The organism is Micromonospora chokoriensis (assembly GCF_900091505.1).
Taxonomy (GTDB): domain Bacteria; phylum Actinomycetota; class Actinomycetes; order Mycobacteriales; family Micromonosporaceae; genus Micromonospora; species Micromonospora chokoriensis.
In genome coordinates, this window is sequence record NZ_LT607409.1 from 6,350,058 (window position 1) to 6,374,132 (window position 24,075).

Consider the following 24,075-nt stretch of genomic DNA (forward strand, 5'->3'; position numbering starts at 1 on the left):
CGGCGTCGCGGAGAGCCCACAAACTCACAATCGACCCACAGCCGCGACCATCCGACTACCCTCGGTCAGGGACAGCGTGGTCGTGCCGGGCGCGACGCCCGGGAGGTGATGTCGATGGCCGCAGCCGCCGACGCGGCGGTGCTGGTCGGCCTCGGGTCGACCCTCGACCTCCCGGTCGTCGAACAGGCCGCGCAGGAAGCCGCCGGCCACCGCCGACCCCTGCACCTGCTGCACACCTTCGACTGGCAGGCGGCCTTCGCCGCGGACACCGTCGCCGCACCCCGCGACGAGGCCGAGAAGCTGCTCACCATGGCGGCCCACCTCGCGCACCAGACCGAGCCGGAGCTGACCGTCCGCTGCGAGATCGTCGAGAGCGCCATGCTGCCCACCCTGATCCGCCGGTCGGAGACGGCCTTCCTACTGGCCGTCGGCGACAGCGGGATGGCCGGCAGCGGTCAGTGCGTGCCGGCCGAGACCCCCGCCGTGCAGTTGGCCGCCCGGGCCGGCTGCCCCCTGCTCGTGGTCCGCCGCGAGCCGCCGCCGCAGGGCCCGGTGCTGGTCGGGGTGGACGGCTCACCCAGCTCACACCTCGCGCTGCAGTGGGCCCTGCAGTGCGCGGCCAGCCGCGACGGCCGGCTGTTGGCACTGCGGGCGGTGGAGTACGACGAGGACACCGACGCGGTCGCCGAGCAGCTCAACGAGGCGTTGACCCAGCACGTCGGCAGCAACGGCGCGGTGCCCGTCGAGTGCCGTGTCGTGCGCGGTGATCCCGCCGAGGTGCTGATCGACGCGTCCCGCTCGGCGCAGGTGGCGCTCGTCGCCGCCAGGGGCGACGAACCGGGCCGAGCCATGTTGGGCGCTGTCGCCCAGTCCCTGCTCTACCACTCACCGGCACCGGTCGTCGTCGTCCGCGGCCTGGCCGAGAAGCCGCTGACCGGGCCCGACGCCCACCCGAAGCGGGACCAACGGCCCTGACCCCGGGGCGTCCGCAGCGGCGAGGCTGAAGCCCGGAAACCCCCTACCGCGAGAGGCAGCATCATGGATACCGCTCTCGACACGCACGGCGTCCTGACCGACGAGGAGCTACGCCGGCTGGACGCCTACTGGCGAGCGGCGAACTACCTGACCGTCGGGCAGATCTACCTGCTCGACAACCCGCTGCTGCGCGAGCCGCTGACCGCCGACGACATCAAGCCCCGGCTGCTCGGGCACTGGGGCACCAGCCCGGGGCTCAACCTGATCTACGCCCACCTCAACCGGGTGATCGTGGCGCGCGACCTGAACGCCATGCTGGTCACCGGCCCCGGCCACGGCGGCCCGGCGATCGTGGCCAACACCTGGTTGGAGGGCACCTGGTCGGAGCGGTACCACGACGTGGCGCGCGACGAGGCCGGGATGTCCCGGCTGTTCCGCCAGTTCTCCTTCCCGGGCGGCATCCCCAGCCACGTCGCGGCGGACGTGCCGGGTTCGATCCACGAGGGCGGCGAGCTGGGGTACGCGTTGAGCCACGCCTACGGCGCCGCGTTCGACCACCCGGACCTGGTGGTGGCCTGCGTGATCGGCGACGGTGAGGCGGAGACCGGGCCGCTGGCCGGGAGTTGGCTCTCCAACGTGTTCCTCAGCCCGGCGCGCGACGGCGCGGTGCTGCCCATCCTGCACCTCAACGGTTACAAGATCGCCAACCCGACCGTGCTGGCCCGGATCCCCGAGGCCGACCTGCTCGACCTCCTGCGCGGGTCGGGCTACCAGCCGTACGTGGTGGCCGGTGACGACCCCGCCCAGGTGCACCGCGTCCTCGCCGCGACGATGGACCGCGCGCTGGACGAGATCGCCGAGATCCAGCGGCGGGCCCGCTCCCAGGGCGTCGTCGAACGCCCCCGCTGGCCGATGATCGTCCTGCGGACGCCGAAGGGCTGGACCGGCCCACGCGAGGTCGACGGCGCCCAGGTCGAAGGCACCTTCCACGCCCACCAGGTGCCGCTGGCGGGCGTCCGCGACAACCCCGCCCACCTGGCCGAACTGGAGCGGTGGCTGCGCAGCTACCGACCGGAGGAGTTGTTCGACGCGACCGGCGCGCCGGTCGACGAGGTGCGGACGCTCCCGCCGCGCGGGGATCGGCGGATGAGCGCCAACCCGGTCACCAACGGCGGCGTGGTGCTGCGCGACCTGACCCTGCCGGACTTCCGCGACTACGCGGTGGAGGTCCCCGAGCCGGGCCAGCCGATCGCCGGCGCCACCGGTGCGCTCGGTCCGTGGATCCGGGACGTCATCAGCGCCAACCCGCAGACGTTCCGGCTGTTCGGCCCGGACGAGGTCGCCTCCAACCGGCTGGGTGCCGCGTTCGAGGTGACCGACCGTGCGTGGGTGGCCGCCACGGTGCCCGGCGACGACCACCTCTCCCCCGACGGGCGGGTCATGGAGGTCCTCTCCGAGCACCTGTGCCAGGGCTGGTTGGAGGGCTACCTCCTGACCGGCCGACACGGGGTGTTCACCAGCTACGAGGCATTCATCCACATCGTCGACTCGATGCTGAACCAGCACGCCAAGTGGCTGAAGGTGACCCGGGCCATCCCCTGGCGGCAGCCGCTCGCCTCGCTGAACTACCTGCTGTCCAGCCACGTGTGGCGTCAGGACCACAACGGCTTCTCCCACCAGGACCCGGGCTTCATCGACCACGTGGTCAACAAGAAGGCCGAGGTGGTACGCGTCTACCTGCCGCCGGACGCCAACACCCTGCTCGCCACGATGGACCACTGCCTGCGCAGCCGGCACTACATCAACGTGGTCGTCGCCGGTAAGCAGGCCGCCCCGAACTGGTTGACGATGGCCGAGGCGATCCAGCACACCCGACGCGGCCTCGGCATCTGGGAGTGGGCCAGCAACGACGGCGGCAGCGAGCCGGACGTGGTGCTCGCCTGCTGCGGGGACGTGCCCACCCTGGAGACGTTGGCCGCCGTCGGGCTGCTGCGCCGGCACCTCCCGGAGCTGAAGGTGCGACTGGTCAACGTGGTCGACCTGATGCGACTCCAACCGGACACCGAGCACCCGCACGGCCTGACCGACAAGGAGTTCGACACCATCTTCACCGCGGACCGGACGGTCATCTTCGCGTACCACGGCTACCCGTGGCTGATCCACCGACTCACCTACCGCCGCACCAACCACGAGAACCTGCACGTGCGCGGCTACAAGGAGGAGGGCACCACCACCACCCCGTTCGACATGGTGATGCTCAACGACCTGGACCGCTTCCACCTGGTCATCGACGTCATCGACCGGGTGCCCGGCCTGGCGGCCCGCGCCGCGCACCTGCGTCAGCAGATGGTCGACGCCCGGCAGGCGGCCCGCGACTACACCCGCCGGTACGGCGAGGACGACCCCCAGGTCGCCGAGTGGCGCTGGGTCCGCGAAACCGATCCGACCAACCCCTGAAGGAGGACGACGTGCGCGACGCGGAGATCCTGGTCGGCTACGACGGCTCCACCGACGCGTCGGTGGCCCTCGACTGGGCGCTGCAGGAGGCTCGGCACAGCGGTCGACCGGTGCGACTGGCGTACGTCTTCGAGTGGTTGACGGTCGCCGGCTGGGTCGGTCCGGGCGTGGCACCCGGGGTCTGGCCCGACGACACCGCTCGCCGGCAGGTCGACGACCTGGTCCGCACTGCGGCGGCCGACGCCGCCACCGCGAACCCCGGCCTGACGGTCACCGGCGAGGTGTACGACGGGCCGCCGGCCCTGGTGTTGCAGGAACGCTCCGCGGAGGCGGGCCTGCTGGTGCTCGGCAGTCGGGGGCACGGTGGCTTCGGTGGTCTGCTGGTCGGGTCGACGGCGGTGTCGGTGACCGCGCACGCACACTGCCCGGTCGTGGTGGTCCGGGACGGGACGGCCGGCGGGCCGGTCGGCCCGGTGGCGGTCGGCGTGGACGGGTCGGACCCGTCGCTGGTGGCGCTCGGTTTCGCCGCCGAACGGGCCGCGCAACGGCAGGTGCCGCTGCGCGTGCTGCACGCCTGGACACCGGGCCCCGGCGGGGCGGCCGGCGTGCCCGACGAGCGGGCGTCGGTCGAGGCGGCGTTGGAGCCGTGGCGGCGGACGTTCCCCGAACTGGACATCACCGTCGACCTCGTCGGGGGCAGCCCGGCGTCGATGTTGATCGAGGCGAGCCGCGACGCGCGGCTGGTGGTGGTCGGCAGTCGAGGCCGGGGCGGGTTGGCCGGGATGCTGCTCGGCTCGGTCAGCCAGCAGCTGATCCAGCACTCCCACTGCCCGGTCGCCGTGGTCCGCGAACGCTGAGCCGCACAGGGTCGCCCGCGTCGAGCGCGGCCCGGGTCAGCGGCGCTCCGGCACCGGTTCGGCCGGGTCGAGGGTGAAGAACTCCTCCTCTTCCTGCGCCAGGTGCAGGCGCAGCACGGCGTCCAGCCCGTACAGGGTCGCGAGCAGGTCGGGAACCTGGTCCGGGCGAAGCCGCCCATCGTCGGTCTGCCCCAGTTGGACGCCGAGCAGGTCGACCTGGCGGCGGATCTCCACGTGCGCGCGGCTCATCGTGGAGGTCGCCTCGCCGCCGCCCAGCGGCTCGGCCAGCGCGGGGTAGAGCTCTCGATCCTCGGCGGCCTCGTGCGGAAGCACCTGCTCGGTCAGCCGGCGGTGCGTCTCGCGTACCGCCGGCAGGCACCTCGGCGAGGCCGGGTCGGTGGCGACCAGGTCGGCGGTGTCGCGCAGCCCGGCCAGCACACCGCGTACCGCCTGGTGTTCCCGGGCGGCGCGGGCGAGCAGCTCCCGCGTACGCGGTGCGACAGCGCGACGGCGCAGTCCACCCCGCAGGGCCCGCAACGCGTTGAGGATGACCAGCACGTCGATGCCCTCCTGGAGGAACGCGCCGACCACCGGGGGGAGCCGACCGGCCGCCGCCACGAGCATCGCCAGCACGGCCAGCCCCATTCCGACGGTGGCGCTCTGCACGGCGATCCGGCGGGCGTACCGGGCGATCTCCACGGCGTCGGCGAGCCGGTCCAGCCGGTCCACGGTGAGCACCGCGTCCGCCACGTCCGCCGAGGCGGTCGCCCCGGTGGCACCCATCGCCACACCCACGTGCGCCTCGGCCAGCGCCGGCGCGTCGTTCACCCCGTCGCCGACCATCACGGTGACCGCCCGGGCGGCCTCCTCCTGAACCCGGGCCACCTTCTCCTTCGGTGTGCACCGGGCCAGGACGTCGTCCACGCCGACGGTCGCGGCGACCTGCGCGGCGGTTGCCGGACGGTCGCCGGTGACCAGCACGATCCGCCGCAGCCCCGCCGCTCGCAGCCGGCGCACGGTCCGGCGGGCGTCGGGGCGTACCGGGTCCTCCAGCAGGATCGCGCCGAGCACCCCGCCGTCGTCACTGACCCACACCGCCGACCAGCCGGCCAGCTCGGTGCGGGCCCGCGCCCGGTCCGCCCACTCCGGCAGCTCGCCAGTGAACTGACCGACACGGACCAACCGGCCGTCCACACGGCCGCTGACCCCTCGGCCCGGCTCCTCGGTCACGTCGGTCGGCTCGGTCAGCGCCAGTCCGCGCTCCCGGGCCTGCCGAACCAGCGCGGCGGCCAGCACGTGCGGGGAGAGCTGTTCCACCGAGGCCGCCAGCCGCAGCACCTCGCCCCGGTCGCCGCCCGGGGCGACGACCGTCTCGGCGGCACGCGGGTGGCCGGCGGTGAGCGTGCCGGTCTTGTCCACCAGCAGGGTTCGGGCCCGTCCGAGCAGTTCCAGCGAGCCGCCGTCGCGGACCAGCACACCACGCCGGGCCACCCGGGACAGCCCGGAGACGATGGCGATCGGGGTGGCCAGCAGCAGCGGACAGGGGGTGGCCACCACCAGCACCGCGACCGCCCGGACCACGTCCCCGGAGAGCAGCCACGCCAGCCCGGCCAGGACCAGCGTGAACGGCACGAACGCGGCGGCGTACCGGTCGGCCAGCCGGACCATCGGGGCCTTGTGCGCGGTCGCCTCCTCGGCCAGTCGCACGATGCCGGCGTACGTGCTCTGCGCCGCGTTCCTCACCGCCTGCATCCCGAACGCGGCCCCCGCGTTCACCACACCGCTGGCCACCGACTCCCCGGCCGCCCGCTGGACCAGCCGAGACTCGCCGGTCACCACCGACTCGTCCAGGGTGGCCGCCTCGTCGACGGTCCCGTCCACCGGCACCACGTCGCCGGGCCCCACGAGCAGTCGGTCCGCCGCCGCCACCCGATCCAGCGGCACCACCTCGATCGCGCCTCCCAGGCCGCGTCGGCGGGCGGTACGCGGGGCCCGGGCCAGCAGCGCCCGCAGGTCCCGGGTGGCGCGGCGCTGCGCGTACGCCTCCAGCGACCGTCCGGTCGCCAGCATCACCGCGATCACCGCCCCGGCCAGGTACTCCCCGACCGCGAGCGCGCCGGCCAGGGCCAGCACGGCGATCACGTCGACGCCGAAGTGCCGGTGCCACAACGAGCGCAGCATCGACCACGCGGCAGGGAGCAGCGCGGCCACCGTGACGGCCGCCCAGATCACCTCGGCCGCGTCCCGCTGCCCGGCGACCCGCAGCGCGGCACCGGCGACTACCGCGACGCCGAGCCCGACGAGCGGCGTCCACGCCCACCATCGCCGGACGCGGCTGCGCGCCGGCTGCTGGTCGACGCACTCGGTCGACTCCGCTGCCATCTGCGCATCGTCGCAGCCCACAGCGTCGCATCGGCCCGACACCGCCCGATTCGTCCGCCGCCCGGCGGCCGGGTGCGGGCCGGTGGGCCGGTGGCCCGGTGGGATGCGGTCAGGCCGTCGCCGGCGTGGGCCGGCCCGGGTGGGCGGGACGACCCGGTACGACGGGACCTACGGCCCCTGCCTCACCACCCCCGATGCCGCCAGGATGGAACGGCAACCCACCGCGCGGCACCGCATCGTGAGGCACGATGAGCAGAGACGGAAAGGTCGTGACCATGAGTCAGGAGAGCCAGCCGGCCACCGCGCTGGCGGAGGCCGCCGCCACCGCCGGCCACGCCCCCTCGGTGCACAACACCCAGCCGTGGAGCTGGCGGGTGCTGCCCGACGCGCTGGAACTTCGCTCCGTCGCCGACCGGCAGCTCGCCGCCTCGGACCCGGAGGGCCGGCTGCTCGCGGTCAGCTGCGGCGCCGCCCTGCACCACGCCCGGGTGGCGCTGGCCGCCCAGGGATGGCGCGCCGTGGTGCGACGGCGGCCCGACCCGGACGACAGTGCGCTGCTGGCCCGGCTGACCGACCTCAGCCGCGTCCCGGCCGACCCGGAGGCCATGCGTCTCGTGCAGTGCATGCGGGTACGGCACACCGACCGGCGGCCGGTCAGCGACGAGCCGGTGCCGATCTCCGCGCTCGACCAGATCACCCGAGCGGTGACCGGCGAGGGCGGTCGGTTGCACATCCTCGACCGCGACCAGGTGCTGGAGCTGGCCGCCACCGCCGGGCAGGCCCACGCTGTCGAGGCGGAGGATCCGGAGTTGCGCGCCGAACTGGCGTACTGGACGAGCCGGGCCGACGCCGGCACCGGGCTGACGGCGGAGGTGCTGCCCGAGCAGCCCGCGCAGACCACGGTGCCGGGCCGCGACTTCGGCCGCCCCGGCAGCCTGCCCATCGGCCCGGGGCACGACCAGGCCGCGGCGTACGCGATGCTCCACGGTGACGAGGACGGACCGGACAGTTGGCTGCGCGCGGGCGAGGCCCTGTCCGCCGGATGGCTCACCGCCACCCGCCTCGGCGTGTCGGTGGTGCCGCTCAGCGCTGTGGTGGAGGTGCCGGGCACCCGGCAGACCCTGCGTCAGCTGCTCTCCGGGATCGGCTTCCCGTACCTGGTGCTCCGGTTGGGCATCGCGGACCCCGCACACGCGGGGCCACCGCACACGCCGCGGCTGACCACCGCACAGGTGGTCGACACCTCCGCCGTCCGCTGACCGGCTCTGGCGACGAGGTCACCGGCGCTACCATCCCTCGATGACCAGCAGCGTGCCGCCGCCTCGTCAGGACCCCACGGCGACCCCGTCGCTCGGCTTGAGTCCACTGTCCCGGGTCCACCTCGACGAGCTGCTCCAGGAGATGCTGGACCGGGTCGGTGAGGTCGTGACCAGCCGGGAGCGGCTGCGGGCCCTGCTCGACGCGGTGGTCGGCATCGGCAGCAACCTCGACCTGCGGACCACCCTGCAACGCATCGTCGGGTCCGCCTGCGACCTGGTGGGGGCCCGGTACGGCGCCCTGGGCATCCTCGGCCCGGACCGACTGTTGCACGACTTCATCGTGCACGGCATCACCCCGCAGCAGCACGCGAAGATCGGCGACCTGCCACACGGGCGGGGAGTGCTCGGCCTGCTCATCGACGAGCCGCGACCGCTGCGGATGCCGGACATCACCCAGCACCCCCGCTCCTACGGTTTCCCCGCCAACCACCCGCCGATGCACAGCTTCCTGGGCGTGCCGGTGCGCATCCGCGACCAGGTGTTCGGCAACCTCTACCTGGCCGAGAAGCAGGGCGGCGCGCAGTTCACCGACGACGACGAGGAGCTCGTCGTCGCGCTCGCCGCCGCCGCCGGCGTGGCCATCGAGAACGCCCGCCTCTACGCCCTGGCGCACCGACGGGAACGGTGGCTCGCCGCCACCGCCGAGATCACCTCGGTGCTGCTCGGCGAGGTACGCCGTACCGACGCGTTGGCACTCGTCGCCCGCCGGGCCCGGGAGGTCGCCGAGGCCGAGCTGGCGCTGGTGCTGCTCCACGACGCCGACCTCGCGCAGTTCACCGTCGAGGTGGTCGACGGTGCCGACGCGCAGGCCCAGGCACTGGTCGGCACGGTCCTGCCGGTGGCCGACACCAGCTTCGGCGCGGCGGTCGCCGAGGGCCGCCACGACCGGGTGGACGACCTGGCGCACGCCGCGCCGTGGCCGGCCCTGCTGCGCACCGGGCCGGCGGTGATCTCACCGCTGGCGACCGCCGAGACGTTGCACGGCGTACTGGTCGTGGCACACCGCACGGATCGCGGCGCTGTCAGCAGCGAGGACGACGTGGCCCTGCTGGGCAGCTTCGCCGGTCAGGCGGCGCTGGCCATGGAACGGGCCCGCGGTCAGGAGGAACGGCAGCTGCTGGTGGTCCTGGAGGACCGCGAACGGATCGCCCGCGACCTGCACGACGTGGTGATCCAGCGGCTCTTCGCCACCGGGCTGCAACTGCAGAGCACCGCGCCGATGGCGGGTCGCCCGGAGGCCGCCAAGCGGATCAACACGGCCGTCGACGATCTGGACGCCACCATCCGGGACATCCGCCGGACCATCTTCGAGCTGCGGACGCCGATGACCGCCGCGCTGCGGACCGAGATCCGTGAGGCGATCGAGCTGGCCGCCGAGTCGTTGGGCTTCACCCCGCACCTGGAGGTGACCGGCCCGGTGGACAGCGCCGTGCCGGACGCCATCCGCCCGGACCTCACCGCTGTGCTACGCGAGGCGTTGTCCAACACGGTCCGCCACGCGCAGGCCACCCGGGTGGCCGTCGCCGTACGCGTCGACGCCGGGCGGGTGAGCGTGACGGTCACCGACGACGGGGTGGGCTGTGACCCGGCCGCCGCCCGGGGTGGGTTGGTCAACCTGCGTGAACGCGCCGAGGGGCACGGCGGCACCTTCACCATCCGCCGGGTCGAGCCGCACGGCGCCGAGGTGAGCTGGTCCGTGCCGCTGCACGACTGAGCGACCCGGATCAGGGGTTCCTGCCGAGCAGACGAGTGGCCAGGACGGCGGCCTGGGTGCGACGTTCCAGGCCCAGCTTGGCCAGCACGCTGGACATGTAGTTCTTCACCGTCTTCTCCGCCAGGAACATCCTGGCCGCGATCTCCCGGTTGGTGAGCCCTTCCGCCACGTACTCCAGGATCCGTCGCTCCTGCTCGGTGAGTGACCTCAGCTCGTGCGGCTGCTCGACCCCGTTGCGGATGCGCTCCAACACCCGGGCGGTGACCGCCGGGTCGAGCAGCGACTGGCCGGCCGCCACCCGCCGCACCGCGTCGACCAGGTCGGTGCCCCGGATCTGCTTGAGCACGTATCCGGCGGCACCTGCCATGATCGCGGCGAACAGCGCCTCGTCGTCCTCGTACGAGGTGAGGATCAGGCCCCTGATGGACGAGTCGACGGCGCGGACGTCACGGCACACGTCGATGCCGTTGCCGTCGGGCAGCCGCGCGTCGAGGATCGCCACGTCGGGCCGTGACGCCGGGATGAGGCGCGCCGCCTCCTGCGCGGAGCCGGACTCGCCGACCACCTCGATGTCACCGCCGCTCTGCAGCAGGTCGGCCAGGCCACGGCGGACGACCTCGTGGTCGTCGAGGAGGAAGACGCGGATCATCATTCGTTTCTACCCCCGTACCCCGTCGCGCCGCACGGGCCGAAAGTCCCGACCGGGCCGGGCGGCGTTCGGGGCGCGCGGGCCCACCCGGTCGGGACGTCCGGCCCTGCCCGGCGGCCGACCCGACGGCGCAGCGTGGAGGTGTGCCGGCCGCGGCGGCACCGTCAGCCGCCGGTCGGGAGAGGAGCACCACCATGGACATCGGCTACACCCGAGCCCACCTGCGGGCCGCCGCCGTGGACGCGGTCCGGGCGCCCTCGTTGCACAACACCCAGCCGTGGCGGCTGCGACTGCGCGACGGCGGCATCGAGGTGCTCGCCGACCCGACCCGCCGGCTGCCGGCGACCGACCCGAGCGGCTGGGGTGTCCGGCTCGCCTGCGGAGCGGCGCTGTTCAACCTGCGGCTGGCGCTGGCCGTGGCCGGAATCCCCGCGCGGGTACGCCTGCGCCCCGACCCGGCCGAACCGGACCTGCTGGCCCGGCTGGTGCCGGCCGCCCCGCGTTGCCCCTCCCCCGCCGAGCAGAGCCTGCACTCGGCCATCCCCCGCCGGTTCAGCAACCGGCTGCCGTTCTGGCCGGACCGGGTGCCGGCCGACGTCCGGTGGCGCCTCGGCGAGGCGGCCCGTGCCGAGCAGTGCTGGTTGGAGTTGCTGATCGGGGTGAGCGCGGTCTCCGCGATCGGCGAGATCGCCCGCGGCGCGCACCGGGTGCTGGAGCGGGACCCGGCGTACCGGGCGGAGAGCGAGCGGTGGCTGCGCCGGGAGCCGGCGCCGGACGGCGTACCCGCCTCGGCCGGGGGTCCGCAGGGCGAGCCGCAGGACGTCCTGCCGACGCGCGGCTTCGGTGGGCGCGACCGCGCCCCGGGGCGGGACTTCGAGCCGGAGCCCCTCGTCGGAGTGCTCGGCTCGTTCGGCAACACGGCAGTGGACCAGGTGGTCGCCGGCCAGGCCCTGCAACGGTTGCTGCTCGTCGCCACCGATGCCGGGCTCAGCGTGTCGATGCTCTCCCAACCGATCGAGGTGCCGACGGCGCGGGAGCAGCTGCGGCTGTCGCTGGGGCGGTTCGGCACGCCACAGATGGTGCTGCGGATCGGGTACGGCCAGCCGGGCCGACCGACCCCGCGCCGCGACGTGGACGAGGTGCTCGACCTGCCGGCGGTGCCGGCCTGAACGGTGGCACCCCGGTCAGCCGACGAGCAGCGCCGCCTCCCGGGTCGGGTCCAACCCGATCGAGCTGCGCTGCGGTCGACCGGCGCGCGGCGGAACCGCACCGACCTCGCGCAGCCACCGCCAGGTGTCGGCGACGGTCTCGGCCACCCGGGCGTACGCCCTCGGTGACCGTCGCGCCGCCGACAAAGCCCGTTCCGCCCAGCACCAGCAGTCTCATGCACGCCACCCTGCCGGCACGGGTCGGCGGGCGGCACCCCGTTTCATCGGTGGCGGATCTGCCCGCAGCAGAACCGCTGGCCTCCGCCCAGGATGCAGGAAAAGCCGCCCAGGGGCATGGTCAACGAAGCCGCCGATTGCGAAGCTGCTTCAATCTGCGTCAGCACGGGCAATCGAGACGCTGGACGCACGCGGTGGCTCGACGTCGGCACGAGGACGGAGATGGGGATGTCCAGCACACCGCTGTCGCTGCCACAGCCATCCGCGCGGGCACCCGAGTTCGGCCGCGACGCGCTCATCGTCTGCGAGAACCTGGTGCGGATCTACCAGACCGGTTCGATCGAGGTGCAGGCACTGCAGGGGCTGGACCTGGCCGTGGAGAGCGGTGAGCTGGTCGCCGTCGTCGGTGCCTCCGGGTCGGGCAAGTCGACGCTGCTGTCCATCCTGGCCGGCATCGACGCCCCCACCGCCGGGCGGGTCCGGGTCGGCAGGTGGAATCTGCTGACCATGTCCCGCGCGGACCGGGTGGACTACCGGCGGCACACCGTCGGGTTCGTACGGCAGCAGACCGCGAGCAACCTGATCCCCTACCTGACCGCACGGGAGATGGTGGACCTGCCGATGGCGGCGGCGCGCACCGCGAAGGACGAGCGCCGGGCACGCGCGGCCGACCTGCTGGACAGCCTCGGTGTCGCCGACTGCGCCGACCGGCGTCCCGGCCAGCTCTCCGGCGGCCAACAGATGCGGGTCGCGATAGCGGTGGCGCTGGCCAACCAGCCGCAGGTCCTGCTCGCCGACGAGCCGACCGGCGAGTTGGACGCCGCCACGTCCGCGGAGGTCTTCGGCGTGCTGCGGGACGTCAACCGGCGCTACGGCGTCACCGTCGTCGTGGTCACCCACGACCCGGAGGTCAGCGGCCAGGTCGAACGGACCGTCGCGATCCGGGACGGACGCACCAGCAGCGAGGTGCTGCGCCGCACCACCACCGACGCGGCGGGCGACGAACACACGATCGCCGAGGAGTACGCCGTGATGGACCGGGCCGGGCGGGTCCAGGTGCCCCGCGAGTTCCGCCAGGCGCTGGCGCTGACCCGACGGGTCCGGCTGGCCCTGGAGCCCGACCACATCACGATCCGCCCCGACTCGGGACACGGCGAATGAGCAGCGAGCCGCTGCTGAGCGTGCGCGGCGTCCACCGCAGCTTCGGCACCGGGCCGACCGTCGTACACGCCCTGCGCGGCGTGTCGTTCGACGTGGCCGCCGGTTCCATGGTGGCCCTCGTCGGCCGGTCCGGCTCGGGCAAGACCACCTTGCTCAACGTCATCGGCGGCCTGGACCGCCCGGACGCCGGCACCGTGCACGTCGACGGCGCCGACGTTACCGCGCTCGACGAGGACGGCCTGTCCCGGCTGCGGCGCGAGAAGCTGTCGTACGTCTTCCAGAGCTTCGGGTTGATCCCGGTGCTGTCGGCGGCGGAGAACGTCGCCGCCCCGCTGCGGCTGGCCCGCGTCGCCCCGGCCGATCGCGAACGGCGGGTCGAGTTGCTGCTGGAGCTGGTCGGCCTGGCCGACCACGCCGCGCAACGTCCGGCCGAGCTGTCCGGCGGCCAGCAGCAGCGGGTGGCGATCGCCCGCGCGCTGGCCGCCTCGCCCCGCCTCCTGCTCGCCGACGAGCCCACCGGGCAACTCGACGCCGAGACGGGTCTGTCGGTGATGGCCCTGCTGCGCGGCATCGTGGAGTCCGAAGGCGTCACCGTCCTGGTGTCGACGCACGACGCGGTGATGATGGCCCTGGCCGACCGGGTGATCCGCATCCACGACGGGCACCTCGACGAACCAGCCGCCGGGCAGCCGTACCAGCCCGTGCCGGACGTCAGGTGACACGACGATGCTGAGGCTGGTCAGTCGGCGCGCCCGCGCGCAGTGGCCGTTGCTGGCGGCGCTGCTCGGGGTCGTCACGATCGGCGCGACACTGCTGGGCACCTGCACCCTGCTGGTCACCCGCACCGCCGAGCGGGCGCTGGAGGTCGCCCTGGCCCGCGCCGCCCCCGCCGCCGTCGACGTGACCGTCTACACCGGCACCGTCGAGGGCCCGAACGTGTCGTCCGTCGCCGCCGACACCCGCACCGCGGTGGCCTCCGTGCTCGCACCGTTCCCGGTGACGACGACCGCTCGGGCGTCGACGGTGCTGCGGGCGCTACCGCCCACGCTCGCCCCGGGCACCACCGTCGGGGCCCAGGCGTACCTGTCCGGGCTGGACGACCTGCCGACCCGAGCCGAGCTGGTCACCGGGCACTGGCCACGACAGCCGGGCGACGCGGTGCTGCTGGAGTCCACCGCCCACCTGCTCGACCTCACCCCCGGTCGCCGGGTACGACTCGGCGCGGAACTGGCCCACCCGCCCGTCCCGGCCCTCGACGTGACAGTCGTCGGTGTCGTACGCCCGCTGCCGGGGCGCGGCTGGGACCGCGACCCGTTGGCCGCGGCCGGCTCGGCCATCGGCTACCGGGACGGCCGGTTCATGCAGCCGGTCAACGCCTACGGCCCGTTCCTCGTCGACCTCGCCGACCTGGTCACCACGGGAGCGACAGTCGACCGGATGGAGGTCACCGCCCATCCGGACCTGTCCCACAACAACCGCCGCGACCTGGAGGCCGTGGCCGGGGCCGTCGACAATGCCGACCGCCGGCTGGCCGGCGCCCTCGGCGACCGTGTCCAGCTCGCCCGGGTCGCCTCCGAGCTGCCGCTGACCCTGCGGGCCGCCGACGACCAACGGCGTGTCACCGCCGCCGTCGTGCTCGCCGTCGCCGTCCTCGGTGGTGTCCTGGCCGCGACGGCGCTCGTCCTCGCCGGCCGGCTGACCGCCGGCCTCCGCGCCGACGAGACCGCCCTGCGGTCCGCCCTGGGCACCAGCCGTCGCCAGCTCGCCGCCACCGCGACACTCGAGGCCGGACTCGTCGCCACCGTCGCCGCCGCGCTCGCGATACCGGCCTCGTCGGCCCTGCACGCCGGCCTGACCCACCTACCGCCGTTGGACGCCGTCGGCCTGACCGTCCGGCCGACCGTCATCGGCGCCCAGGTCCTCGCGGTCGTCGGCGGCGCGCTGACACTGGCCGCCGTCCTCACCGTCCTGGCGATCCGGCAGGCCCCGGCGGCCGGCGACCGGCGTACCCGCCGTGAACTGCTGGCCCGGTCCGGCGCCGACCTGATGCTCGCGCTGTTCGCCGCCGTCGGATGGTGGCAGCTGTACGCGCAGCCCGCCGCCGCCAGCCCTCGCGCCGACGCGGTGCGGGTGCTCGCGCCCGCGCTGCTGCTCACCGCTGGCGCCGCCCTGGCACTCCGGGTGGTGTTGCCCGCCCTTCGAGGCGTCGACCGGCTGGCGTACCGCGCCCGCGGGTTGGCGCTTCCGCTGGCGGTCGCCGAGGCCGCCCGCCGGCCCCAGGCGGTCGCCGCCGGGCTGCTCGTCGGGCTGGCCTGCGCGGCCGGGACCTTCGGCCTCGCCTTCGACGACACGTGGCACCAGTCGCAACGCGACCAGGCCGCGGTCTCCGTCGGCACCGACCTCGCCCTCACCCTCACCACGACACCGGTGGCCGGAGACGGCGCGGTCGTCAGCGCGGCCACCGCGGGAGTGGTGAGTCCGGTCCTCAACCGTGGCACCTCGGTCGGTCAGTGGCTCGGCACCGCCGGCGACGCGCCGCGCCTGGTCGCCGTCGACACCACCCGCGCCGACGGGCTGCTGCGCGGACGGCTGGACAGCGACAGCGGCTGGGCGGACGTGGGCGCCGCGCTGGCCCCACGCACCCGGGCCGCCGGCCTCGCCGTCCCGACCGACGCCCCACTCGTCCTGAGCGGAACCACCACCGGCGGCACCCCGCTCGCCGTGACGCCCCGGCTGCTGCTGCAGGACGCCACCGGCCTCCGCACGTCCTGCACCGGCCCCGCCGTACCGCTCGACGGCCGGGAGATTCGGCTGCCCGCCTGCGCGACGGCCGACGGGCTGCGCCTCGTCGCGGTCGCCCTGCCGGTCACCGCCGAACCGGTCGGCGGACGCGTCGCCGTAGCCGTCACGCTCACCGTGCCGCCCGCCGGATCGGCGGCGGGGTCCACCGACGGACCGGGCTGGACCGCCACGTCCGCGCCGCCGGTCCCGGGTAAGGTGACCGACCCGACCGCCCTGGTGTCCGCCACGCCGACCGGAACGACGCTGCGGATGGCGGCGACAGTCGACCTCGGCGGTGCCGAGGACGCCGCCCGGACCCTCGTCGCCAGCGCCTTCCCGGACCCCGGCCGGGTGCCCGTCGCCGTCTCCGAGCGCTTCGCCGACGAGGTCGGCGCCGGGCGGGGCAGCCAGCTCAGCGTCACGGTCGGGATCACGCCCGTCCCGGTCGTCGTCGCCGAGGTCGTGCCGACCGTACCGTCCGCCCCCGGCGCCGTCGCCGTCCTGGCCGACCTGGACACGCTGTCGCGCGCCCGCGTCGTCACCGGCGACCTGACATTCCCCGTCGATGCCTGGTGGGTCGGTCACCCGGCCGGGCCCGGTGCCGCCGAGCGGGCCGCCGCCCTGCACCTGGGGACCGTCGCGACGCGCGAAGCGGAGACCGCCCGCCTCCGCAGCGGCCCGCTCCAGGCCGGGTTGCCGGCCGCGCTGCGGCTCGTCGTCCCGGCCGCAGCCCTGCTGCTGCTCGCCGGCGTCGTCCTGCACGTCACCTGTGACCTCCAGGTCCGCGCCGTCGAGGTGGCGCGGCTGCGCGGGCTGGGAATGTCCCGGCGCGGCATCCGGGCCGTCCTCCTCGGCCAGCACGCCGGTGTCCTGCTGCCCCTGCTCGCGGCGGGCGCGGCCGTCGGCGCGCTCGCCACCGCCGCCGTCGCTCCCCTGCTCGTACGCTCCGACACCGGCGCCGCACCCGTCCCGGCCGCCCAACCACACTGGCCGTGGTCGGCCGAGGCCGCGCTGCTCGCCCTACTGCTGGCCGGATGCCTGTTGGCAGTCGCCGTCGTGGTCACCGTCCAGGTCCGCCGGGCCGACGCCGCGCACCTGCGGGTGGCGCCGTGAACCGGTGGCCGACCCGCCGACTGCCGGCGCCGCACTGGCCCAGCATCCGTGGCCGCGGGCGTACCGACGCCGGGCCGCTGCTGCTCACCGCCGCCGTCATCGCGACCGTCGCACTGCTCGCCGGGGCAGCGCCGGCGCTGCTGCGCGCCGCCGCCGACGACGCCGTGCAGGACGCGGTGCGCCGCGCCGGCCCCGACGCGAACGTCCTCGCGCACGCCGACTGGGAACGCGACGACGGGCCGACCGGCGGACGGGTCCGGATGCCCGGCCTCGCCGACGCCGTCGACGACTTCCGCGCCCGGGTGACGTCCGCGCTCGGGCCCGACCTGGACACCGCGCTGCTCCCACCCGTCGCCGTCGTCAACGGCCCGATCCTCAGCATCACCGACGGCAACACGCCACGGACCTTCCAGTTCACCTACCTGGCCGGTGACCCCGGCGGCCCGGACGTGACCTGGATCGCCGGCAGCGCGCCCGGCCCCGCGGTCGTCGACGAGTACGTGGAGACCCCCTACGACGGGCCGCCCTGGCCGGTGCAGGTCGGTCTCTCCGAGGTGGACGCCGCCGCACTCGACCTCGGCCCCGGCGATCGAATCCCGGTCAGGGACGGCCAGGGTGGCGACAAGGACGTCCGGATCAGCGGGATCTACCGACCCGTGGACAGCGACGACCCGGCCTGGCGACTCGCCCCGGCGCTCCTGCGCCCGACGCCTGGCGTCGACGGCGTGGGGATCACCCGCTTCGGCGGCCTGTTGTCGCGCGAGTCGTTACCGGACGCCCGGCTCGCCGTGAACGAGGACCAACTGCCGCGCACCATCCACCTCGCGCCCGAACCCGGCGCGCTCACCTGGGACACCGCCGCCGCGCTCGCCGGCCAGGTGGTCAAGCTCAAGGCCACCTCCGGCGCGTCGAGCGCGCGCGACCAGTCCCTGAGGTGGGAGTCGCAGCTCGACACGACCCTGCGCGACGCCCGTACGCAGATCAGCGCCGCCTTCGCGCAGGCCGCCGTCCTGCTCGTCGGGGTGCTGACCGCCACGGTACTGGTTCTGCTGCTCGCCGCCGATCTGCTGGTCCGCCGCCGTACCCCGACGCTGGTCATCACCCGGCAGCGTGGGGCGGCGCTTCCCGACCTCGGCGCGGAACTGGTCCTCGAGTCCACAGTGGTGTCCCTGTCGGCCGCCGCCGTCGGGCTCGCGCTCGCCCGCGTGGCCGTTGCGGGCGTCTCCTGGGTCTGGGCCGTTCCCGTGGTCCTGGCGGGTGCCGTCGCCGGGCCGGCGTTCGGCACCCTCGCCGCCGCCCGCGCGGGCCGCGACCGACGTCAGCCCGCCAACCCCGCCGCCCGGCGCTGGATCCGGGCCACCGGCCACCTGCGCCGCGCCGCCGTGGAAGCCGCTGCCCTGATCGCCGCGGTCGCCGCCTTCGTCACACTGCACCAACGCGGGCTTCTGCCCGTGGCCACCGACGGCGACACCGGTGAGCTGACCGGCGACCTGATCCTGCCGATCAGCGCCCTCGCCCTGGGCGCGCTCGTCGGCGCGCTCGTCCTGCTCCGGCTGGTGCCCCTCGCGGCGCGGTTCGCGCTCCGACAGGCCCTGCGCTCACGCCGCCCGCTGGGCGTGTTCGGTGCCGCCCAGGCGGCCACGACGGCCGGACGCGCGCTGCCGCTGCTGGTGCTGGTCTGCACCACGGCGCTCGCGTCGTTCGCGCTCATCCTCGGCGCCACCGTCACCCGGGGTCTGAGCGACGGCGCGTGGAGCACCGTCGGCGCCGACGCCCGCCTTGACGTCGGTGCCGACGCCGAGGCCGCCACGCCCGCGCTGGCCGGGCGCATCGCCGCCGCACCCGGGGTGGGGCAGGTCGTCGTCGCGCAGGTGACCGACTCCGCGCGCCTCTTCAGCGAGTCGACGCTGCTCACCCCACGACTGGTCGTGGTGGACACCGCCGCGTTCCAGCGCCTGCTGGCCACCACTCCGCTGCCGGACGCGCCGGCACTGGCCCGGCTCACCGCACCCGGTCCCGGCCCGGGCGAGGTCCCGGCGCTGGTGCGCTCGGGAGACGGTGCTCTGCGGACCGGCACGCGGCTGCAGCTACCCCGCGACGGCGCACCGGCGATCCGTCTCGCCGCGGTCGGCACCGCTCCCTCCGTCGGCGGCGTGGCCGACGTCGTCGTCGTGGACGCCGCAGCCCTCGCCGACGCCGGGCTGCCCGCCGTTCCGAACACCGTCTGGGTGACCGGCCCGGGCGCGGCGCAGGCCGTGGCGAACAGCGGCGTCGCCGCCGACGTCGTGCTGCGCGCGGACGTCCTGCGGGCGCAGCGGGTGGCGCCACTGACCGTGGGGCTCCTCCGGCTGGCGTGGACGGCCGCCGTGGTGCTGCTGGCGCTGGGGCTGCTCGGCCTGACGCTCGCCGCCGCCGCAGGCGCGGCGCAGCGGTGGCAGACCCTGACCCGGTTGCGGACCCTCGGCCTGCGACCACGCGACGCCCGTTGGGTCGCCGCCGCAGAGGTGCTGCCACCGGTCGTGGTCGCCGCGGTGTGCGGTCCGCTGCTCGCGGCCCTGCTCGCACGCCTGACGCTCGGCCCGCTCGACCTGCGGCTGCTCACCGGCCAGGGCACCGACCCGGCGGCGGTCCTGCCGTGGTGGCTGCTCGCCCTGGTGAGTGCGGTGCTGCTGGCAGCGGCCACCACTGTCGTACCTGTCGAGTCGGCGCTGCGGCGACGCGACCGGCTGAGCGAGGTGCTGCGCGCCGGCGAGTGACAAGGCTGCCGGAAACGGCGAGGCCCGTTACCGGCTGTCCGGTAACGGGCCCGCTGATCTGCGTATGGATGGTGGGCGATACTGGGTTTGAACCAGTGACCTCTTCCGTGTCAAGGAAGCGCGCTCCCACTGCGCCAATCGCCCGTGGCGACCGCCGAACCCGGCAGTCAGGCCCCGATGGGGCAGATCGCGAGCGGACGACGGGATTCGAACCCGCGACCCTCACCTTGGCAAGGTGATGCGCTACCAGCTGCGCTACGTCCGCACGTCCCCGACTCGCGTCGGCGACAGGTGAACTCTACCCGATGCCAAGATCGCTTGGTGCGGCACCCTGGGCGGTCGGCGATTGCGCTGGTCGCCGCCGGGGTACTGAAGGGCTCGACAGCGCACCACACCCCCTTAAGGAGGCTGTCGTGGGTATCGGCACCAGCATCTTCCTGATCGCGCTCGGCGCGATCCTCACTTTCGCCCTGGACGCGAGCGTCGGCGGCATCAACCTCGACGTGGTCGGTTGGATTCTGATGGGCGCCGGCGTGCTCGGCCTGATCATGACCACGATGATCTGGGGTCGGCGTCGCCAGGTCGTCACCACCACCGAGCAGCCGGTGGAGTACCGCCACGTCGAGGAGCGGCGGGACATCGCCCCGCCGATGTGACCCGACCACGGTTCGTCAGCGGCACAGCCGGCAGGTCCGGCGACCACGGACCGGCCACCTCGACGAGGGCGGCCGGTCCGTCCCGCTCGGGCGGGAGAACATTCACCACTGTTTTGGCTGGTCGAGGCGGTGTCCGGCACCGCGTTACGATCCAGATCATGGAGTCCCTGGACACGGTGCTGGCCGCGCACCGGGCGTACCTGCTCGGTTGGAACATCGGCCCGGTCGGAGGTCCGGACCTGGCGACCTACCGCAGCGACGTGCCGCACCCGACCCTCAACGGCGTGCTGCGCGTGACCGGGCGCACACCGCAGGACGCGCTCCTGGAGGCCCGGCGGCGCCTGCACGGCGTACCCCGGGTGTGGTGGGTCGGCCCGGACAGCGACCCCGGCACGGCCGACGGCCTGGTCTCCCTCGGTGCTGTCGAGTTCGCCCGCCTGCCGATCATGACCGCGGTGATCGACGAGGCCGCGGAGGGTCCGACGCCGGCCGGCCTGCACATCGCCGAGACCACCGACCTGACCGCGTTCGTCAGGGCCTACGCCCGGGTGTCGGGAATCCCGGCGGACGGCGTGGCGGCGACGATCGAGCGGGAGAAGGCGTTCTCCGGTGACGGCACGGTGATCAGACTGGCCGGTCGGCTGGACGACGGTCGGGTCGTCGGCACCGCCGTCGCCTGGCTCAGCCACGGCCTGGTCACCCTCTACTTCGTGGGTACGCAGCCCGAGCAGCGGCGCAGCGGCATCGGCGCGGCGATGACCAGGGCGGCACTGCGCCTGGCCGGCGAGCGGGGTGCCCGCACCGCCGCGCTCACCTCCTCGCCGATCGGTGAGTCGGTCTACCGCCGCCTCGGTTTCCGACCGGTGGGCGAGTTCCGCGTGTTGACCTTCTGAGCCGTACGCGGGGAAGCCCCCGCGCTCGCCCAGTGATCCGCCCAGGGACGGCCCCCGCGCCGCCGCGCAGGGAAGAAGGCATTGACTACGACGCTGAGACAGCGTTGTCTTTCCTGTGGTACCTGGGGAGGGAGTGCGGTGGTCGACGATGTGTCTCTCGTGTTCTGTGTGAGCGCCGACGTGTCGGTGCGGGAGCGGATGGTGCGGCGACTGGACGGGCTCGGAACACTGGTGATCTGCACCGACCTCGCCGAGTTGCAGGCCATGATCGGCCCCGCCGTGACCAATGCCCCGGCTCCTCTCCTCAGCAGCGTCGCGCCGTCCGCTGCCGGCCACGCCGATGCCGGCCCTGCCGCCGGCGTCGACCCCGCCGCGACGCCCCACGACGCTGCCGTCGCCCCTGGCACCGCCGCGGCCGCTGCCGCTCCAGGCGGGAGCAGTTTGCGAGGTCTTGAGATCGATCCGCTTCACCACCTGGTGACGTGGCGTGGGCAACCCCTGCCCCTGACCCGGTTGGAGCACAACCTGCTCACCCAGCTCGCCGTCGCGCCGGTCCGGGTCTGGACGTACGAGAGGCTCTTCGAATCGGTGTGGGGCTGCGTCTACCTGGGCGACTCGTCGGTCCTGCACTCGGCCGTGAAGCGGTTACGGCAGAAACTGCGTGCTGCCGGCGGCACGCTGCGCGTGCACACCGTGCGCGGGATCGGCTACCGACTCAGCGTCGACTGACCTCCCCCCGCTCCCACAAGCGGGCGGTCGGGCAGTCGGGCAGTCGGGCGGTCGGGCGGTCGGGCGGTCGGCATATGCGAAACGGCTCGTCACCGGGTCTTGCGGTGACGAGCCGTTTCCTGTGGTGGGCGATACTGGGTTTGAACCAGTGACCTCTTCCGTGTCAAGGAAGCGCGCTCCCACTGCGCCAATCGCCCGTGCTTGTTGCCGAGGTGGGGACGGGATTTGAACCCGCGTACACGGCTTTGCAGGCCGTTGCCTCGCCTCTCGGCCACCCCACCGAGGTTGCCCCCGTCATGCGTGGCGGCAGCTCCGAGCGGACGACGGGATTCGAACCCGCGACCCTCACCTTGGCAAGGTGATGCGCTACCAGCTGCGCTACGTCCGCACGCCCCCGGACGTTCCCGGGTGACGGATGAGAACTTTAGCCGAGCCGGCGAACGACTGCCAACTCGGGGTCGTCTCGGCGCGTCTGACCCTTGCGGGACGAGATCACCCCCATCTCCCGCAGGCTTCCTAGGAGGATGGCCTGGTGCCTCGACCCGCTGGTGACAGTCACACTCCGACACCACCAGGCAACGATCGTCATCACCGTGTCGCAGAGCGACCGGCGGACCGCCCGCACGGCGTTTTCCGGCGGCAGACCTCGGTGAATGCTCCCCTACAGAACGATCGACGGCACCCCGGGGAAGTGTCCGGCTTCCGACTGACAGAGCACCGCTCAGCACGTGGTGGTAACTGTTCGTGTTCACTCGGATGGGCTACGGTAACGGTCGTGACGAGACGTGCGGCCGAGATCCGCCTGGATGCCCTGCTGCGCACCGCCTGCGACGTGATCGTGGAGCGCGGTCTGGCCAACACCCGAACGGCGGACGTGGCGAACGCGGCAGGCGTGAGCCAGGCACTGGTCTTCTACCACTTCGCCACCAAGGAGCGGTTGCTCGCGCAGGCCTTCGCGTACGCGGTCGAGCAGGATCTGGCCCGACTGGACGCGGTGACCCGCTCCTCGGCCCCGCCGCTGACCAAGCTCCGCAGGATCCTCAAGCTCTACACCCCGGCCGGGCGGGCAACCTCCTGGTCAATGTGGATAGACGGCTGGTCCGAGTCGCTGCGCACTCCGGAGCTGGAGAAGGTCTCCCGCCGGCTCGACCTGCGCTGGCGTCAGGACCTCGCCGAGGTGATCTCCAGCGGGGTGGCCGACGGCACCTTCCAGTGCGCCGACCCGGACGGAGCCGCCTGGCGGATCAGCGCGGTCATGGACGGCCTCGCCGTCCAACTGGCCGTGCACGACCGGGTGATCTCCCGCCGGCAGTTCGGCGAGTGGGTCCGGCTGGTCACCGCCCGGGAGCTCGGTCTGGACCCTGCCGTCCTGGACTGAACCGGGCAGAACGCACCAATACCCGACCAAGCCCGGCAAAACGGCTCGCACCGCCCCGCCGACCGGAACAATCGGCAGCATGGATCTGCTGGAGGCGTACCGCCGGAGCCTGGCCGAGTTCGTCGACCGGGTGGACCAGATCGCGCCCGACCAGTGGTCCGACCCGACACCCTGCTCGGACTGGGACGTCCGCACACTCGTCAACCACGTCGTCACCGAGTCCCGGTGGAGCGTCCCGCTGCTCGCCGGACGGACCATCGAGGAGGTCGGCGACCAGCTCGACGGCGACCAGCTCGGCGCCGACCCGATCGCGACCGCACGGGAGGCCGCCGCACAGGCCGAGATCGCCGCCACCCACCCCGGCACGATCGACCGCACCGTGCACCTCTCCGGCGGCGAGACCCCGGCCGCGGAATACCTCCGGCAACTCCTCGCCGAGCACCTGATCCACGGGTGGGACGTGGCCGTGGCGATCGGCGCCCAGCCTCGGCTCGACCCGGACGCGGTGCACGTGGCCGCCCAGTGGTTCGCCGGGGAGATCGACGACTACCGGCGCAACAACCTGGTCCGCACCGGGGTACGGGTGCCCGACGACGCCGACGAACAGGACCACCTCCTGGCCGCCTTCGGCCGCGACCCCGACTGGGCGCCGACCGACTGACCACCCCGCGCCCGTAGCCGGCCGACCACCGGCCCCACCTCCCCGCACCGATCGCCGCGACCGCCCCGGGACACCCCGAGGGCGGCTTCGCCAGTCCTCGGTCCCACGCCACGTCGACATTCCGGGCCCTTGCCGCCACCACGACCGGCTGATATCCACGTATGCGCATGCGTTACCGCGCATCGACGGCCGGCGACCGCCGGCCATCC

General features: G+C 74.0%; 17 protein-coding genes, 5 tRNA genes and 2 pseudogenes. 15 read left to right on the forward strand and 9 right to left on the reverse strand.

Going from position 1 to position 24,075, the window contains the following annotated elements:
- Positions 1 to 114: 114 nt before the first annotated feature.
- The 3 genes from GA0070612_RS28780 (at position 115) to GA0070612_RS28790 (ending at position 4,289) form a co-directional block, all read left to right on the forward strand.
- Positions 115 to 975, forward strand: a complete 861-nt coding sequence (locus GA0070612_RS28780) for a universal stress protein (protein WP_088991834.1) — start codon at positions 115 to 117, stop codon at positions 973 to 975.
- Positions 976 to 1,038: 63 nt separating this feature from the next.
- Positions 1,039 to 3,432 carry a phosphoketolase family protein gene (locus tag GA0070612_RS28785; protein WP_088990774.1) on the forward strand — a complete coding sequence of 798 codons (2,394 nt, stop codon included), beginning with the start codon at positions 1,039 to 1,041 and terminating at the stop codon, positions 3,430 to 3,432.
- 11 nt (positions 3,433 to 3,443) lie between these two features.
- A complete protein-coding gene (locus tag GA0070612_RS28790; protein WP_088991835.1) occupies positions 3,444 to 4,289 on the forward strand; it encodes a universal stress protein in 846 nt (281 codons plus the stop codon).
- A gap of 36 nt (positions 4,290 to 4,325) precedes the next feature.
- Here GA0070612_RS28790 and GA0070612_RS32755 read toward each other — a convergent pair whose 3' ends face one another.
- On the reverse strand, positions 4,326 to 4,727 hold the full coding sequence (locus GA0070612_RS32755; protein WP_231924717.1) for a hemerythrin domain-containing protein: 402 nt from the start codon (positions 4,725 to 4,727) through the stop codon (positions 4,326 to 4,328).
- Between the two features lie 81 nt (positions 4,728 to 4,808).
- Positions 4,809 to 6,671 (reverse strand): annotated as a pseudogene (locus GA0070612_RS28795) (heavy metal translocating P-type ATPase); the annotation flags it as partial.
- Positions 6,672 to 6,919: 248 nt separating this feature from the next.
- Between GA0070612_RS28795 and GA0070612_RS28800 the strand changes: the two are divergent.
- Together GA0070612_RS28800 and GA0070612_RS28805 are read left to right on the forward strand one after the other, a co-directional pair.
- Complete coding sequence (locus GA0070612_RS28800; RefSeq protein WP_231924376.1) at positions 6,920 to 7,930, forward strand: Acg family FMN-binding oxidoreductase; 1,011 nt, start codon at positions 6,920 to 6,922, stop codon at positions 7,928 to 7,930.
- A gap of 40 nt (positions 7,931 to 7,970) precedes the next feature.
- On the forward strand, positions 7,971 to 9,704 hold the full coding sequence (locus GA0070612_RS28805) for a sensor histidine kinase (protein WP_088990776.1): 1,734 nt from the start codon (positions 7,971 to 7,973) through the stop codon (positions 9,702 to 9,704).
- Between the two features lie 10 nt (positions 9,705 to 9,714).
- Here GA0070612_RS28805 and GA0070612_RS28810 read toward each other — a convergent pair whose 3' ends face one another.
- Positions 9,715 to 10,353 (reverse strand): response regulator, encoded by a 639-nt coding sequence (locus GA0070612_RS28810; protein WP_088990777.1) that lies wholly within the window; start codon positions 10,351 to 10,353, stop codon positions 9,715 to 9,717.
- 194 nt (positions 10,354 to 10,547) lie between these two features.
- On the opposite strand from GA0070612_RS28810, the gene GA0070612_RS28815 reads away from it, so the two are divergent.
- Positions 10,548 to 11,522: an Acg family FMN-binding oxidoreductase gene (locus tag GA0070612_RS28815; protein ID WP_088990778.1), complete on the forward strand. Its 975-nt coding sequence runs from the start codon at positions 10,548 to 10,550 to the stop codon at positions 11,520 to 11,522.
- A gap of 15 nt (positions 11,523 to 11,537) precedes the next feature.
- Here the strand turns inward: GA0070612_RS28815 and GA0070612_RS31700 are convergent.
- A pseudogene (locus GA0070612_RS31700) lies at positions 11,538 to 11,717 on the reverse strand (reductase); the annotation flags it as partial.
- A gap of 249 nt (positions 11,718 to 11,966) precedes the next feature.
- On the opposite strand from GA0070612_RS31700, the gene GA0070612_RS28820 reads away from it, so the two are divergent.
- Genes GA0070612_RS28820 through GA0070612_RS28835 form a run of 4 tightly spaced genes read left to right on the forward strand, consistent with a single transcriptional unit; the run spans position 11,967 to position 19,549 of the window.
- Positions 11,967 to 12,899 (forward strand): ABC transporter ATP-binding protein, encoded by a 933-nt coding sequence (locus GA0070612_RS28820; protein WP_088990779.1) that lies wholly within the window; start codon positions 11,967 to 11,969, stop codon positions 12,897 to 12,899.
- Entirely contained in the window at positions 12,896 to 13,618 is a 723-nt protein-coding gene (locus tag GA0070612_RS28825) for an ABC transporter ATP-binding protein (RefSeq protein ID WP_088990780.1), read from the forward strand. Before GA0070612_RS28820 ends, GA0070612_RS28825 begins: the two co-directional genes overlap by 4 nt.
- A 7-nt stretch (positions 13,619 to 13,625) precedes the next feature.
- The gene (locus GA0070612_RS28830; RefSeq protein WP_088990781.1) at positions 13,626 to 16,793 is read left to right on the forward strand and encodes a permease; all 3,168 of its coding nucleotides are present in this window, start codon (positions 13,626 to 13,628) and stop codon (positions 16,791 to 16,793) included.
- The gene (locus GA0070612_RS28835; protein ID WP_088990782.1) at positions 16,790 to 19,549 is read left to right on the forward strand and encodes an FtsX-like permease family protein; all 2,760 of its coding nucleotides are present in this window, start codon (positions 16,790 to 16,792) and stop codon (positions 19,547 to 19,549) included. The genes GA0070612_RS28830 and GA0070612_RS28835 overlap by 4 nt, the downstream gene beginning before the upstream one ends.
- A gap of 69 nt (positions 19,550 to 19,618) precedes the next feature.
- Here GA0070612_RS28835 and GA0070612_RS28840 read toward each other — a convergent pair.
- Positions 19,619 to 19,693 (reverse strand) — tRNA-Val (locus GA0070612_RS28840).
- 48 nt (positions 19,694 to 19,741) lie between these two features.
- Positions 19,742 to 19,814, reverse strand: a tRNA-Gly gene (locus tag GA0070612_RS28845).
- Between the two features lie 148 nt (positions 19,815 to 19,962).
- Between GA0070612_RS28845 and GA0070612_RS28850 the strand changes: the two genes are divergently transcribed.
- The 3 genes from GA0070612_RS28850 to GA0070612_RS28860 all read left to right on the forward strand — a co-directional run bounded on the left by GA0070612_RS28850 (position 19,963) and on the right by GA0070612_RS28860 (position 21,827).
- Positions 19,963 to 20,205: a DUF6458 family protein gene (locus tag GA0070612_RS28850; RefSeq protein ID WP_088990783.1), complete on the forward strand. Its 243-nt coding sequence runs from the start codon at positions 19,963 to 19,965 to the stop codon at positions 20,203 to 20,205.
- A 158-nt stretch (positions 20,206 to 20,363) separates the two neighbouring features.
- Positions 20,364 to 21,098, forward strand: a complete 735-nt coding sequence (locus tag GA0070612_RS32310) for a GNAT family N-acetyltransferase (protein WP_088990784.1) — start codon at positions 20,364 to 20,366, stop codon at positions 21,096 to 21,098.
- A gap of 180 nt (positions 21,099 to 21,278) precedes the next feature.
- Positions 21,279 to 21,827, forward strand: coding sequence for a winged helix-turn-helix domain-containing protein (locus GA0070612_RS28860; RefSeq protein ID WP_408630592.1), 549 nt, complete (start codon positions 21,279 to 21,281; stop codon positions 21,825 to 21,827).
- Positions 21,828 to 21,949: 122 nt separating this feature from the next.
- Here the strand turns inward: GA0070612_RS28860 and GA0070612_RS28865 are convergent.
- The 3 genes from GA0070612_RS28865 to GA0070612_RS28875 form a co-directional block, all read right to left on the reverse strand.
- Positions 21,950 to 22,024, reverse strand: a tRNA-Val gene (locus tag GA0070612_RS28865).
- Between the two features lie 13 nt (positions 22,025 to 22,037).
- Positions 22,038 to 22,108, reverse strand: a tRNA-Cys gene (locus tag GA0070612_RS28870).
- 34 nt (positions 22,109 to 22,142) lie between these two features.
- Positions 22,143 to 22,215: transfer RNA gene (locus tag GA0070612_RS28875), tRNA-Gly, on the reverse strand.
- 387 nt (positions 22,216 to 22,602) lie between these two features.
- Between GA0070612_RS28875 and GA0070612_RS28885 the strand changes: the two genes are divergently transcribed.
- Together GA0070612_RS28885 and GA0070612_RS28890 are read left to right on the forward strand one after the other, a co-directional pair.
- Positions 22,603 to 23,205 (forward strand): TetR/AcrR family transcriptional regulator, encoded by a 603-nt coding sequence (locus GA0070612_RS28885; protein ID WP_088990786.1) that lies wholly within the window; start codon positions 22,603 to 22,605, stop codon positions 23,203 to 23,205.
- Positions 23,206 to 23,284: 79 nt separating this feature from the next.
- Positions 23,285 to 23,866: a TIGR03086 family metal-binding protein gene (locus tag GA0070612_RS28890; RefSeq protein ID WP_088990787.1), complete on the forward strand. Its 582-nt coding sequence runs from the start codon at positions 23,285 to 23,287 to the stop codon at positions 23,864 to 23,866.
- Positions 23,867 to 24,075: the final 209 nt, after the last annotated feature.

Excerpts from the sequence above, each read along its gene's own strand:
- GA0070612_RS28780 (WP_088991834.1), top strand. The coding sequence starts at position 115 with ATGGCCGCAGCCGCCGACGCGGCGGTGCTGGTCGGCCTCGGGTCGACC.
- GA0070612_RS28785 (WP_088990774.1), top strand. The coding sequence starts at position 1,039 with ATGGATACCGCTCTCGACACGCACGGCGTCCTGACCGACGAGGAGCTA.
- GA0070612_RS28800 (WP_231924376.1), top strand. The coding sequence starts at position 6,920 with ATGAGCAGAGACGGAAAGGTCGTGACCATGAGTCAGGAGAGCCAGCCG.
- GA0070612_RS28805 (WP_088990776.1), top strand. The coding sequence starts at position 7,971 with ATGACCAGCAGCGTGCCGCCGCCTCGTCAGGACCCCACGGCGACCCCG.
- GA0070612_RS28810 (WP_088990777.1), bottom strand. The coding sequence starts at position 10,353 with ATGATCCGCGTCTTCCTCCTCGACGACCACGAGGTCGTCCGCCGTGGC.
- GA0070612_RS28815 (WP_088990778.1), top strand. The coding sequence starts at position 10,548 with ATGGACATCGGCTACACCCGAGCCCACCTGCGGGCCGCCGCCGTGGAC.
- GA0070612_RS28820 (WP_088990779.1), top strand. The coding sequence starts at position 11,967 with ATGTCCAGCACACCGCTGTCGCTGCCACAGCCATCCGCGCGGGCACCC.
- GA0070612_RS28825 (WP_088990780.1), top strand. The coding sequence starts at position 12,896 with ATGAGCAGCGAGCCGCTGCTGAGCGTGCGCGGCGTCCACCGCAGCTTC.
- GA0070612_RS28830 (WP_088990781.1), top strand. The coding sequence starts at position 13,626 with ATGCTGAGGCTGGTCAGTCGGCGCGCCCGCGCGCAGTGGCCGTTGCTG.
- GA0070612_RS32310 (WP_088990784.1), top strand. The coding sequence starts at position 20,364 with ATGGAGTCCCTGGACACGGTGCTGGCCGCGCACCGGGCGTACCTGCTC.
- GA0070612_RS28890 (WP_088990787.1), top strand. The coding sequence starts at position 23,285 with ATGGATCTGCTGGAGGCGTACCGCCGGAGCCTGGCCGAGTTCGTCGAC.